Below are 12,625 nucleotides of genomic sequence, written 5' to 3'. Positions count from 1 at the left end.
TCCCTACAGAATCGTACGCACGCGCCAGAGCTCGGGAAACAGCTCGACCTCGAGCATGCGCTTCAGATAACTCACGCCGCCAGTGCCGCCGGTACCACGCTTGAAGCCGATGACGCGCTCGACCGTGGTGACGTGGTTAAAGCGCCAGCGCCGGAAATAGTCCTCGAAATCGACCAGCTTCTCGGCCAGCTCGTAGAGCATCCAGTGCGTCTCCGGCGCCTCGTAGACGATACGCCAGGCCTGCAGCACGCCTTCGTTGAAGCTGTGGGTCTCACGAACGTCGCGCGCCAGCACCGCCGCAGGCATCTTGAGCCCGTTGCGGTCGGCGAGCCGCAGCACCTCGTCATAGAGGCTTGGCGTCGCGAGTTCGGCTTCGAGCAGCTTGACCGTCTCGGCATCGTGCGCGTGCGGCTTCAGCATGGCATGGTTGCGGTTGCCGAGCAGAAATTCGATCAGCCGGTATTGCCGCGACTGGAAGCCCGAGGATTGTCCGAGCTGCGAGCGGAAGCGGGTATACTCGCTGGGCGTCATGGTGCGCAGCACGTCCCAGGCGCCGTTGAGCTGCTCGAAGATGCGCGACATCCGAGCCAGCATTTTCATCGCGGGCTGCACCTCATCCCGTGAGATCGCACGGCGCGCAGCACTGAGCTCGTGGATAGCGAGCCGCATCCACAGCTCCGTGGTCTGATGCTGGATGATGAACAGCATCTCGTCATGCGCCTCCGACAGCGGGTGCTGCGCGCCAAGAATCGCATCCAGCGCAAGGTAATCGCCATAGGACATGCGCCGGGCGAAATCGGTCTCGGCGCCTTCGCTTGTGGGATCGTAATCGCGGGACGTCATGGCGGGTCCTTTCGATCGATCTTCCCGGCTTCGCTCAGTCAAGGCCGATCAGGCGGGCGGTGATCGGCGAGGACGGGTCCTTCAGTCCGTCAATCACGGTAAAATGGTTCAGACCGGGATCGATGACGAGGTGCGTCGGCACATCGAAGCCGGTCCAGACATTGGCCATCAGATCGGACTGGCGGATGAATTCGGGCCGCTCGCTGCCGCCGACCCAGGCCGTTACGGGCGAATGCCCCCGCGGCAGATGCAGCGCCGCGCTTTCCAGCGTCGCCTCCTCCATCGTCATGCGCAGCGTCTCGTTCATCCCCGTCTTTAGGAGCGGACGTAAGTCGTGCAGGCCGCTGATCGAGAGCGTGCCGGCGATGCGGTTGTAGACGGCGGCCTCGAGCCGGCTGTCGTCGCACAACATGCGCGTGACGAGATGGCCGCCGGCGGAATGGCCGGCGAGCCGGATCGGCCCCGAGACGAGCGATGCCGCTTTGGCGATCGCGGCGGTGATTTCCGCAGTGATATCGGAGATGCGTGCAGCCGGTGCCAGCGTGTAGCTCGGCAGCGCCACCGTCCAGCCATGATGCCGCGCACCTTCGGCGAGATCGGTCCAGGCCGACTTGTCGAAGCGCATCCAGTAGCCGCCATGGACAAAGACGACGAGACCCTTGCTGTCGCCGTCAGGCAGGATCAGGTCGAGCTTCTGGCGCTCGCCGGCGCCATAGGCGATGTCGGGACGAAATTCCGTCAGCCCGGCGCGGTAGGCCGCTGCCCGCTCCGCCCACAGCGCCGGCATCTTGTCCGAGCCCGGGATATGGGCCGAATTGGCGTAAGCGTCATCCCAATCGCGCATCGTTGCTCCCGAGGACTCGTCCGACGAACCGGATGCCAGTCTGCCACCGGTCAGGACGGCATCCTAGTCTTTCTTTTAAGCTTAAAGGATCTGGGGAGCTGGTGGATTGGGCACTGCGCACCCCGAACGAGACGCCGTGGGGTGGGCAAAGCGGAGCGTGCTCACCACTTCGTTCGGGTGAGGAACGACGGCGGCGCGGCGCGTTGCGCCTTTGATATCTCGACCGCTACGTCTTCTCCAGCCCGCACCATTCCGCGATGAACAGCGCCATCGCCTTGGTCGCCTTCTTCAACGACTCCAGGTCGACGAACTCGTTGAAGCCGTGCATCTCGCCTCCGCTGGCACCAAAGCAGAGGCTCGGGATGCCGTGGTTGAGGCCGTAGAAGCGCGTGTCGGTTAGCGCCGTGAAGACGAGATCCTCTGGCGTGCCGCCATAGACCCTGTTGAAGGCGTTGCCGAACGCAGCCTCGGGCTCCGCAGCATCGGTCAGCTCATAGCCTTCCGACAGGAAGCCGGACCATTCGACCTGCGGCGGATTGTTGGCGAGGAAGCGGTGGTTGCGCGAAGCGGCGGCGACGCAAGCCATGATCTCCTTCTGGTGATCGGAGATCGACCAGCCCGGCAACACCGCAATCCGGCAGTCGACGTCGCACCAGGCCGGCACGCTCGAGGCCCAGTCGCCGCCCTTGATGACGCCGGCGTTGAAGTTGACGGGATGGTCGAGCGTCTTGAAGTGACGGTCGGCCTTGGCCCGCTCGTTCCATTCGATCTCGAGCTTTTGCAGCGCCTGGATCAGGTGATATGCCGCCATGATCGCGTTCGCGCCGGAGCCTGCGAAGGCAACGTGGGTCGGGTGCCCCTTCACGCGGAGGCGGAACCAGATCACGCCGACCTGGGAGCGCACCATCTTGCCGCCGGTCGGCTCCGGAATGAAGCAGGCGTCCGCGCGATAGCCGCGCTGCAGGGTGGAGAGTGCGCCGACGCCGGTGCTCTCCTCTTCGATCACCGATTGAAAATGGATCCGCGCCGTCGGCCTGAAGCCCGCGGCCTTGATCGCGTCCAGCGCATAGAGCGCGCCGATCGTCCCGGACTTCATGTCGCAGGCACCGCGGCCGAACATCTTGCCGCCCTTGATGACCGGCGAGAATGGCGGCGTATCCCACAATTCCAGCGGGCCCGCGGGCACCACGTCGCAGTGCCCCTGCAGGATCAGCGACTTGCCGCCATTGGTTCGTGGACGGTAAGTGCCCACCACAGATCGCGCCTTCGAAAAGTCGTGCTCGATCGGGCCGAAGCCGCGCAGATCCTTCAAATCCTCGACATCGATGTGCCAGTCGTCGACCTCGTAGCCGCGTTCGCGCAGGAGATCGCCGATCATGTCCTGGCATGGTCCCTCCGCCCCGCGCGTGGAAGGTATCGCGACGAAATCGCTTGTGGTTGCAAGCTGAGCTTCGAAGCCGCTGTCGACGGCGTCAAGAATCCTCTGCTGCGTTTCGGCATTCATTCGGGCGACTCCAGACATTCCAATGGTCCCAAGGAGCGCGCAAACTAGCCGATTTCAGCCGTTCGGGTACTCCAGAAAATATGCATCCCGCAATGCATCTTCGAGCAGCCGGCCTTCGGAATAGCCGTTCAGCGTCGCAGGCCGGCCCACACCATCGAACAGGCGCGGGCACGGTTCCGGGGCGCCGAGCACGGTGCGGACCGGAATGCGCTCCGCATAGATCGGCAACGCGTAGTCCTCCTCGTCGTCGGCGACACCCTTGGCGCGGATCTTGGCCGAGGCTTCCTCGATTTCCATTGCGATGAACGACGTCGCCTTGATTTCCTGTGTGGTGCTCTGTCGCAGGCCGGCGGTGCGATCCGGGAAGAAGCGATCGACCATCGCGATCACCGCCCGCTCCTTCTCATCAGGGTCGGTAACGAGATAGGCCGTGCCGAACGCCATCACGGCGCGGTAGTCGGCGGAATGGTTGAAGCCGCAGCGCGCCAGCACGAGACTGTCGAGATGGGCGACCGTCAGGCAGACGCGCTCGCCCTTGCTCTGGTTGCGCAGCATGCGGCTGGCGCTCGATCCGTGCCAGTAGAGCCTGGTGCCCTCGCGCCAGAAGAAGGTCGGCGTGCAATAGGGCTGGCCGTCGATCGCGTAGGAGACGTGGCACAGCATCGAGGAATCCAGGATGCGATGAACCGTGTCGTGATCATAGAAGCCACGGTCGTGCCGGCGCTTCACCTGGTTGCGCGCCGATGTCGGATAGGAATTCGAGGTCTCGGTCTGGCTCACGGCCGCTCCTGCTCGGATGGAAGAAATCCGGAGCAGTTGTAGCGGCGCATTTGGTCTGCGATAGTTCCAATTCCATGCAAAAAATTCCGACCAATTCTTCCTCCCGAGCCAAGCCCGAGCTTCCGCTCGACCTCACCGGCCCTCACGTCACGGCGGGCGCATCCGCCGCGCACCGGCTCTATCAGGCGCTGTGCGAGATGATCGTCTCCGGCCTGGTCAAGCCCGGCGAGCCGCTGCCGCCGTCGCGGACGCTGGCCAAGCAGACCGGTTTCCGCCGCAACGCCGTCGTCACCGCCTATGAGCGCCTGATCGCCGACGGCTTTGCCGACGCAACGGTCGGCTCCGGAACGTTCGTCGCGGCACGCATCCCCAAGCGCGCCGCCGAAGCGAACAAGCCGAAGGTCGTTCTCGAAGCGCCAAAGCAGGGCGCGTTTGCGCTTGGCTGTACCCATATCGACGAACGCGCCGTGCAGCGCTTTCGCGCTTTCGTCGGCCGCCGCATGCGCGCATTCGGATCGGAGCACCTGCATTATGGCGACCCTCGCGGCAGCCACGAGCTGCGTGCGGCGATCGCCGACCATCTGCTGTCGGCGCGCGGCTTGCGTTGCGATCCCGACCAGATCATGCTGACCTCGGGTACGCTGCACGCGCTGCGCATCGTGCTGAGCGCGATCCTGAAATCCAGCGACCAGGTCTGGTGCGAGGACCCGGGCTACCCTGCCGCGCGAAAAACCATCGCCCATTGCGGCTATCGCACCGTGCCTGTCCCGGTGGACGAGCAGGGGATGCGCGTTGCCAAAGGCCGCATCGCGGCGCCGTCCGCGCGCGCGGCCTACGTCACGCCGTCGCACCAGTTTCCGCTTGGCGTGCAGATGTCGATGCCGCGGCGGCTCGAGCTTCTGGACTGGGCGAAGCAGGCCGGCGCATTCGTGCTCGAGGACGATTACGACAGCGAGTTCCGCTATGACGGCGCGCCGCTGATGTCGCTCGCCGGCATCGATCGCCTCCAGCGCGTGATCTATCTCGGCACGTTTGCCAAGACGCTGTTTCCGGGCCTGCGCATCGGTTATTGCGCCCTGCCCGAACGCCTGATCGCCGACGTGACGGCGGCGCGCGCGGCGCTCGATCGCTTTCCCGGCACGCTGATGGAGGGCGCGGTGGCGGACATGCTCAATTCCGGTGCCTTCGCCGCGAACCTGAAGCGCGTGCGAAAACTGTATCGCGAGGCCCGCGACGTGCTCGCCGAGACGCTGGAAGTCGCATCCGATGGCGCGCTTTCGGTGCCGGTGCCCTCACAAGGCCTGCATCTTGTCGCCCGGTTCGATCCTGCCGTCGATCCGGCGGTGGCGGCGCATGCCAAGCAAGCGGCCGGCGCCGAAGGCTGGCTATTGGCCGACACCTATTCGCGCGCGCGTCCCCTGCCCGGCTTCGTGCTGGGATTTTCCGGGCATCCCGTGCCACAGCTCGTGGCCTCCGCCGAACGTCTTGCGAGGGAATCGCGCGCAGCCCTGGGCGCCAAGGGAAAACCGGCCCGCCGGGCGTGACGAAGCTTCACTATCAGAATCGCCCGCCGCTCCCTAGATTGCGCATCGATGCCGGGACCTCACATCATGCTGCTGCGCCACGCGACCTGCCTCTCGCTGCTGATCTGCATCGCGCTCGCTTCCACCGCACGCGCCGCCACCATCGGACGCGAGCAGGACATCGGCGATCTCAAGCTCGGCCAGCGCGTGCTCGTGGATGACGGAAGCTGCCCCGCCGGCCAGGTCAGGGAAGTGCGCGGCGCGAAGATGACCGACAAGGGAGTCTCGCGCACAAGCTCCTGCGTGCCGCGGCACGGACCGAAAACGAAGTGAGGATCTGGGAAGCTATTTCGCGGGATCGAACATGCACTGCAAGGTCGGTTTGGCGATCTTGGTGAAGGTCGGGCCGATCTCGCTCTGCTTGGAGGCCGGCACCCAATCGGTCTCGATGGTGGGCACGCCGGTCTCGCTGATGCCGCGCAGCAACGCTTCGCGCAGATCGCGATCCTCGACGGCCGCGGCGGCGTGATCGTGCAGGCAGCCGCAGACCTCCTCCGGATGCTCCCAGCGCCCGAGCATGCGCGGCGCACACTGGCGCACGAATTCGCCACGCGGATCGGGTAGCCTGGAAGGTGAGCGGACCTGCGCCTGAACGGAGCTGATCGTCAGAAGGGACACGAACGCTGCGGCGCAGAGACGAAGCAACATGATGGGCTTGCCGGCTATTTTGTTGTCTGCGGTCAGAAGCGCGCGGCGACCATGATGGGCTGAGCGGCCGGAACCGCAACGGGCGAGCCGCTGTACTGGAAGGTGCCGACACCGGGGAGATTGCCGTCGGGCGCACCCGCCAATGAGGAGCCGGCGAGGACGAAACCGAAAGCAATGATGAAGCTGAGCGCGCGCATGATATGTGTCCCAATTCGGTGGCCGGCGGTGCGCCGTCGTCGTTATGAGCCTGATAACCATGGGCGGTTTCGCGCGTGATGCGCGAAAAGCTGAAAATGGTTTCGTCTTCGTGAGAATTGTTTCGTCCCGGCCGCGGCGACGAAACAATTCTCGGAAAATGCCAGTTATTTCAGACAGGTCTCGCGGCGGCTCAAAGGCGCCTGCCAAGTTCCGGCGCCGGCCCGGATATGCGCCCTGCGCAGCCGTCGTCATGCGGCCGCCGCGCGCGCTTCACATGCATTTTACGTTTTTCTGTTGAAAGGACGGCAAGAGAAGGCTGGATCCTGTCGAACCGGGGGTGGTTCACCAACGACCCAAGCCATCGAAACCTAGACGCCCGGATCACCGGGTGCATTCACGAGAGGGATGGCCATGATGGCGGGAAATCGCGCAAGGCCGCGCGACGAAAATCCACGGACGGATCGCGGAGATCAACCACCCATTCGCGGCAGCGCCGGCGCAATGGCGCTGCAATCGAGCCGCGGCTTCGAGGCGGCGCCGCAGATGTTTGTGCGGCTCACCGGGTCGCGCCTTGCGGCGCCGCGCGATTGCCACAGAGTGAACGCAAGCGCGTCAGTGGTGTGAACGCGAAGCGCGTCACTGCGTGAAGAACTCGCCGCACTTCTGGACGTTTGGATCCGCCGGTCCCCACGGCATGATCGGCACCGTCGAGGTCGAGTTCTTGGGCGAGCCTTCGATCAGCTTGTCCGAATAGACCATGTAGACCAGCACGTTGCGCCTGGCGTCGCAGCCGCGCACGATCTGCATCTTCTTGAAGAACAGCGACCGGCGCTGGCGGAACATGTCGTCGCCCTGCTCCATCTTGTGCTTGAACTTGATCGGACCGACCTGGCGGCAGGCCAGCGAGATATCCGAGACCTCCTCGGCAAGGCCGAGCCAGCCCTTGAAGCCGCCCTTCTCCGGCACCGTGAAATGACAGGCGACGCCCTCGACCTCGGGATCGTCGAGACCATAGGTCGCGAGCTTGTCGTTCGGGCTCACCCATTTGAACACGGTGGAGCGGCGGAAGATCAGATCGGGCTCATCGGCCGCAGATGCCGACGCCATTGGCGCGATCAAAGCCAGGAGGATTAAAGCAAGGCCTTTCAAGCGGATGCTGGAAAGACCGGGGAAACGAGATGACATGAAGTTCTCCGGTAACAAGTCCCCGCAATGTAGGAACGCAAATGGCGGTCAGGAAGGCGGCGGACAGTCGGACGCGGCCGCCGTTTACCGCTCCGTGAGGCTTTTTTGCTACGTCTCGAACAAAAGTAACTGATGGCAGAACCGCGCTGCTGGTGAACGCTTATCCCCTTTGCGAGACTAACGTTTGATTTGGATTATGGATTCGAGGATGAACAGCGTGAACGGGTCGGGTTCTTCTGCCAAGCCGGCACGCCTGTGGCAGGTCGCCATTTTGACGGCGGCGGGGGCGATCGGCGCGACCAGCCAGGCAGACGCAGCATTTTACTACTGGGCGGACTATTCCGACGGGTCCTACTACGCCCGGCCGCAGCGGCTTCCTGAAATACCGCGCCAGAAGCCGCAAAAGCGCGGCGCCGCAAGCAAGAAGGACGTCGTCGTCGAGAAGGAAGCCGGCACCAAGCCGCAAGGCCCGCTCGTCATCGTCGTCTCGATCGAGCGGCAGAAGGTGACGGTCTACGACAATACCGGCGTGTTCGCGGAATCACCGGTGTCGACGGGCATGAAGGGCCACTCGACGCCGATGGGCGTGTTCAGCGTCATCCAGAAGCACAAATTCCACCATTCCAACATCTATAGCGGCGCGCCGATGCCGTACATGCAGCGGATCACCTGGTCCGGCGTCGCGATGCATGCCGGCGTGCTGCCGGGCTATCCGGCCTCGCATGGCTGCATCCGCATGCCCATGGCGTTCGCGATGAAGATGTGGAACTGGACCAAGATGGGCGCGCGCGTGATCGTGGCGCCCGGCCAGATGTCGCCGCAAAGCTTCTCCCATCCCCTGCTCGCCTCCATGCGCGTGCCGCCGCAGCCCGCCGCGAGCCTCGCGCCGCAGACCAATTTCGCCGACAAGGCCGATAAGGGCACGGCCGAAACCAAGCCCGTCGAAACCAAGACGGCCAGCGCCGAAAGCGTGCTCGAGCTACGCACCTCCGTCGGCCACGCCGTATTGTCGGACGTGACCACCGGCAACGCGGCTGCGCGCGAGGAAGCGGTCGCACCAGCCGCCGAGGTCAAGACGGCCGAAGCATCCGAAGCGGCCAAGCCAGCGAGCAACGACAAGCCCGCCGACAAGGTCGAGCCGGTCAAAACGGAAGCCGCGAAGGCACCCGATGCACTGGCACCTGCACCCGCCGCCTCGCCCGACGCGAACAAGGACGAGGGCCGCGTTGCCGATCCTGCGCCGGCGGCAAAGCCGGACGCGCCCAAGCGGGCCGGCCAGATTGCCGTCTTCATCAGCCGCAAGGATTCCAAGCTCTATGTGCGGCAGAATTTTGCGCCGCTGTTCGAGCTGCCCGTCACGATCGCCGCGAGCGACCGGCCGCTCGGCACCCACGTCTTCACCGCCGAACTCGACAAGGCCGATACCAACGCGCTGCGCTGGTCGGTGGTGTCGCTGCCCATCTCCGCCCGTTCCGCGGCGCGCGAGGACGACAGCCGCCTAGCGCGCCGGCGCGGCGCAGCCGTGATCCCGGTCGCCGCAAAACCGGTGGTGACGCCGGACAGCCCGGCCGAAGCCCTCGACCGCATCTCGGTTCCCACTGAGACCATGGTGAAGATCAACGAGATGCTGACGTCCGGCAGCTCGATCATCGTCTCCGACCAGGGCATCAACCAGGGCGAGACCGGCGAAGGCACCGACTTCATCGTCCGCTTGTACTAGCTCGCGACGCGGCGCTCGATAACGCGGTGTTGACGCGTGAGGTCGCGGTGGCGGAGTAATCTGCCCTCGGATCATCTCGGGGGACGCCGTCATGATGAATCGCAGGACCGTGCTGAGCGTCACTCTTGCAGGCGCATTCGCGCCCGTAAGGCGCGCCCTCGCTGATGGCGGGATGAGTCGGATCTCGGCCTACGCCTTCTCCTTCCCCGCTCTGTCAGGCGACGACATCCGCCTCGCGTCGTTCACCGGCAAGCCGCTGCTGGTGGTGAACACGGCCTCGCTCTGTGGCTACACACCGCAATATGCCGGCCTGCAGGAGATCTGGAACGAGTTTCGCGGGCGCGGGCTCACCGTGATCGGCGTGCCTTCCAACGATTTCGGCGGCCAGGAGCCCGGCGGCACCAGCGATATCACGCAGACCGCGCACCACCAATATGGTGTTACCTTCCCGATCACGGCCAAGGCGGCGGTGGTCGGTGCGAGGGCGCATCCCTTCTACAAATGGGCCGCCGAGGCCCGACCGAGAGAAGTTCCGCGCTGGAACTTCCACAAATACCTGATCGGCCGCGACGGCTATATCGCCGAGGTATTTCCATCCGCCGTCGAGCCGGCCGACACGCGGATCAAGACCGCCATTGCCAGGGCCCTGGCCGACACTTGATACAGGTGCGCCATCCGGTTGGGCACAATTGCGACGGGCCATCAAACAGCCGTTGCAATGGCGATGGCCCACCATCTAGGCTAGGATGGTTTGGGGCAGGATGGTTTTTGCCGCAGGCGAAAAGCCGCGGCGGAACAACGGGATCAATCTCGAGGACAACACCATGCGTGTGGCGGCAGGACTGATTTTAGCAGGTGCGATGTCGGTGGCGATGACCGGCGCCGCATGGTCGCAGACGCCGGCGGCGAAGCCCGCAGCCGGAGCGCAAGCCGCGCCGGCGGCATCACCAGCGGCTGCAACCTCCCCTGCAGCTCCAGCGCCCGCTCCGGCGGCCGCGGCGCCAGCGGGCTTCGTCAATCCGCCTCCGCCCAAACAAGCGCCGCAGCCGGCCCGCGCGGCCTGCAACACACCGGGCGCGCTCGGCGTCGCCCGCACCGTCGAGATCGACACCACGGGCGGTCCCGGTTTCGGCTTCGAGCATTTCAAGGAGCTCGACTTCCTGCGCGACAAGGAGGTGGTGCTGACCTTCGACGACGGCCCCTGGCCGAAGAACACGCCCGCCGTGCTGAAGGCGCTCGCCGATGAATGCACCACCGGAATCTTCTTCATCATCGGCAAGCACGCGACCTACGAGCCGGAGATCCTGAAGCAGGTCTACGCGGCCGGTCACACGGTCGGCGCCCACACCTGGTCGCACGCCAACCTCAACAACAAGAAGCTCAACGAAGCGCAGCGCAAGGACGAGATCGAGAAGGGCTTTGCGGCGGTGAAGTGGGCGCTCGGCGGCATCTCGCCCGCACCGTTCTTCCGCTTCCCGGCGCTGCAGCATCCGCCGGAGATGGTCACCTATCTCGGCAATCGCAACATCGGCATCTTCTCCTGCGACATCGACTCGTTCGACTTCAAGGCCTCCAAGCCCGAGAAGGTGGTCGAGACCGTGATGAAGAAGCTCGACACCAGGGGCAAGGGCATCGTCCTGATGCACGACTTCCAGAAGCACACGGCGGAGGCGCTGCCCGAGCTGCTCAAGCGGCTGAAGGCCGGCGGCTACAAGGTGGTGGCGATGCGCGCCAAGTTCCCGGCCTCGACGCTGCCGGAATACGACCAGGAGCTGCTCAAGGACATCAAGCTGCCGACGGTGAGCCAGCGCCCGGTCAATTCCGTGGTGACGACCGTTTCCGAATAGAAGGCCATTGTCTTTCCGCTTCGAAGGCTACGTCATCGTCTCGGCGGACGGCATGCTTGCCGACGCCGGTCGTGTCATGCCCGACAGGCTGAAGTTCGAAGGCGACAAGCTGTTCTTCGAGCAGGCGCTCGATCGCGCCGCGCTGATCGTGCACGGCCGCAACTCGCACGAGCAGCAGCCGAATTCGGCCAAGCGCAAGCGGCTGATCCTGACCCGCAAGATCAGGGACCTCACCGTCGATCCGGAGATGCCGAACGCGACGCTTTGGAATCCGGCGCATGCGAGCTTCGAAACGGCCTGCGCCTTCGCCGACGTCGCCGCCGGCACGGTCGCCATCATCGGCGGCCCCTTCGTGTTCGACATGTTCATGGACCGCTACGACACGTTCTGGCTGTCGGAGGCTCCGCATGTGCGGCTGCCCGGCGGCGAGGGATGCTTCGTCGGCGTGCCCCAGCGGACGCCTCACGAGGTGCTGGCCGCGCACGGCATGAAGCCGGGCGTGCCATACGTTCTCGACGCAGCGCATGAGGTGACCGTGACCCCGTGGCGGCCGGGTTAGCCTCTCGGCGTTGCCGATGTCGCTCACACCGGGGGCTCCGATTCAAAACTGGAAAAACAACCCCATGCACAGTACCGGCAACAAAATACCATCGCGTATCTTGCTGGCTTAGCGCACCGACGCGCATTTCACGCGCTCGTTCAAGGCCGCCTACGGCATCACGCCCCGCGCCGCGCGCGAGGCCGCATTGCTCGGCCGGCAGCGCCGCAGCGAGGGAGCCAGCAGCGCGACGATTTCCCGCTGGATGCGCGAGATCGCGCCCCCAAGAGCGGATTGGGCGCTAGACGTCGCCGTAGGCCGCCTCGGCCGGGCGCGTGGTGCGGCCATAGCCGATGATCATGCAGAGCGCGCCGATGATCGAGAGGTTCTTGAGCGCGTCGACCAGCATCTTGGCGTTGTCCGGCGCCGCCATGTTCCAGAAATCGTAGAACAGGACGGTCGCGACGGCGACGTCGACGATCAGCAGCATCGCGAAGAAACGCACACCGAAATTCAGCGCGATCATCAGCCCTGCGATGATCTCGAGCCCGCCGATCACGATCGCCAAAAGCTGCGGCGTCGTCATGGCGGTCGCCGTCTCGATCTGCTTGGCGTAAGGCGCGACGACGTCGGGTACGACGAGCTTGGCGGCGATGAAGTCGGCGGTCGCCTGGATGGCAAAAAGCTTGGTCGCGCCCGTGTAGATGAACAGCACGGCGAACAGGATTCGCCCGAAAGTCACGAACGCTGGCATGATCGGCCTCTTGACAAGCTCAGAGCGCGGAACGCTTGAAGGGATTATGGAGAGTCGTGCGCCGGTTTACAAACGGGGAAATGGCGAACTGCTTTGAAAAGCTTGAGATCGAGAGGCTCGGATGGTGCGCTCCCTCGCCCCGCTCTTACGGGGAGAGGGTTGGGGTGAGGGGCTGCTTCCG

The 12,625-nt window shown here is 64.8% G+C and carries 14 protein-coding genes and 1 pseudogene; 7 read left to right on the top strand and 8 right to left on the bottom strand.

Annotated features, from left to right (window positions below; translation table 11 throughout):
* Positions 1-3: 3 nt before the first annotated feature.
* The 4 genes from kynA to N2604_RS20720 form a co-directional block, all read right to left on the bottom strand.
* The gene (gene kynA, locus N2604_RS20735) at positions 4-843 is read right to left on the bottom strand and encodes a tryptophan 2,3-dioxygenase (protein WP_260370103.1); all 840 of its coding nucleotides are present in this window, start codon (positions 841-843) and stop codon (positions 4-6) included.
* A gap of 34 nt (positions 844-877) precedes the next feature.
* Positions 878-1,687, bottom strand: a complete 810-nt coding sequence (locus tag N2604_RS20730) for an alpha/beta hydrolase (protein ID WP_260370102.1) — start codon at positions 1,685-1,687, stop codon at positions 878-880.
* A gap of 226 nt (positions 1,688-1,913) precedes the next feature.
* Positions 1,914-3,191 (bottom strand): ArgE/DapE family deacylase, encoded by a 1,278-nt coding sequence (locus N2604_RS20725; RefSeq protein WP_260370101.1) that lies wholly within the window; start codon positions 3,189-3,191, stop codon positions 1,914-1,916.
* A 54-nt stretch (positions 3,192-3,245) separates the two neighbouring features.
* Positions 3,246-3,971 (bottom strand): pyridoxamine 5'-phosphate oxidase family protein, encoded by a 726-nt coding sequence (locus N2604_RS20720; protein WP_260370100.1) that lies wholly within the window; start codon positions 3,969-3,971, stop codon positions 3,246-3,248.
* Positions 3,972-4,045: 74 nt separating this feature from the next.
* On the opposite strand from N2604_RS20720, the gene N2604_RS20715 reads away from it, so the two are divergent.
* Positions 4,046-5,515, top strand: a complete 1,470-nt coding sequence (locus N2604_RS20715; protein WP_260370099.1) for a PLP-dependent aminotransferase family protein — start codon at positions 4,046-4,048, stop codon at positions 5,513-5,515.
* Between the two features lie 66 nt (positions 5,516-5,581).
* Positions 5,582-5,827 (top strand): DUF6719 family protein, encoded by a 246-nt coding sequence (locus N2604_RS20710; protein WP_260370098.1) that lies wholly within the window; start codon positions 5,582-5,584, stop codon positions 5,825-5,827.
* Between the two features lie 12 nt (positions 5,828-5,839).
* On the opposite strand, the gene N2604_RS20705 is transcribed toward N2604_RS20710, so the two are convergent.
* From N2604_RS20705 to N2604_RS20695, 3 genes are all read right to left on the bottom strand, one after another.
* Positions 5,840-6,202 (bottom strand): hypothetical protein, encoded by a 363-nt coding sequence (locus N2604_RS20705; protein ID WP_025035902.1) that lies wholly within the window; start codon positions 6,200-6,202, stop codon positions 5,840-5,842.
* 32 nt (positions 6,203-6,234) lie between these two features.
* The gene (locus N2604_RS20700; protein ID WP_260370097.1) at positions 6,235-6,399 is read right to left on the bottom strand and encodes a hypothetical protein; all 165 of its coding nucleotides are present in this window, start codon (positions 6,397-6,399) and stop codon (positions 6,235-6,237) included.
* 637 nt (positions 6,400-7,036) lie between these two features.
* Positions 7,037-7,585, bottom strand: coding sequence for a CreA family protein (locus N2604_RS20695; protein WP_260370096.1), 549 nt, complete (start codon positions 7,583-7,585; stop codon positions 7,037-7,039).
* Between the two features lie 208 nt (positions 7,586-7,793).
* On the opposite strand from N2604_RS20695, the gene N2604_RS20690 reads away from it, so the two are divergent.
* From N2604_RS20690 to N2604_RS20670, 5 genes and pseudogenes are all read left to right on the top strand, one after another.
* Positions 7,794-9,305, top strand: coding sequence for a L,D-transpeptidase (locus N2604_RS20690; RefSeq protein WP_260370095.1), 1,512 nt, complete (start codon positions 7,794-7,796; stop codon positions 9,303-9,305).
* 91 nt (positions 9,306-9,396) lie between these two features.
* Positions 9,397-9,966 carry a glutathione peroxidase gene (locus N2604_RS20685; RefSeq protein ID WP_260370094.1) on the top strand — a complete coding sequence of 190 codons (570 nt, stop codon included), beginning with the start codon at positions 9,397-9,399 and terminating at the stop codon, positions 9,964-9,966.
* 163 nt (positions 9,967-10,129) lie between these two features.
* The gene (locus tag N2604_RS20680) at positions 10,130-11,152 is read left to right on the top strand and encodes a polysaccharide deacetylase family protein (protein WP_260376267.1); all 1,023 of its coding nucleotides are present in this window, start codon (positions 10,130-10,132) and stop codon (positions 11,150-11,152) included.
* Positions 11,153-11,159: 7 nt separating this feature from the next.
* Entirely contained in the window at positions 11,160-11,711 is a 552-nt protein-coding gene (locus tag N2604_RS20675; RefSeq protein WP_260370093.1) for a dihydrofolate reductase, read from the top strand.
* Positions 11,712-11,826: 115 nt separating this feature from the next.
* Positions 11,827-11,982, top strand: a pseudogene (locus N2604_RS20670) (AraC family transcriptional regulator); the annotation flags it as partial.
* A 9-nt stretch (positions 11,983-11,991) separates the two neighbouring features.
* Here the strand turns inward: N2604_RS20670 and N2604_RS20665 are convergent.
* On the bottom strand, positions 11,992-12,444 hold the full coding sequence (locus N2604_RS20665) for a DoxX family protein (RefSeq protein WP_260370092.1): 453 nt from the start codon (positions 12,442-12,444) through the stop codon (positions 11,992-11,994).
* Between the last annotated feature and the right edge of the window lie 181 nt (positions 12,445-12,625).

The sequence above is a fragment of the Bradyrhizobium sp. CB1015 genome, assembly GCF_025200925.1.
Lineage (GTDB): Bacteria > Pseudomonadota > Alphaproteobacteria > Rhizobiales > Xanthobacteraceae > Bradyrhizobium.
This window is presented reverse-complemented; position numbering and strand designations above follow the sequence as displayed.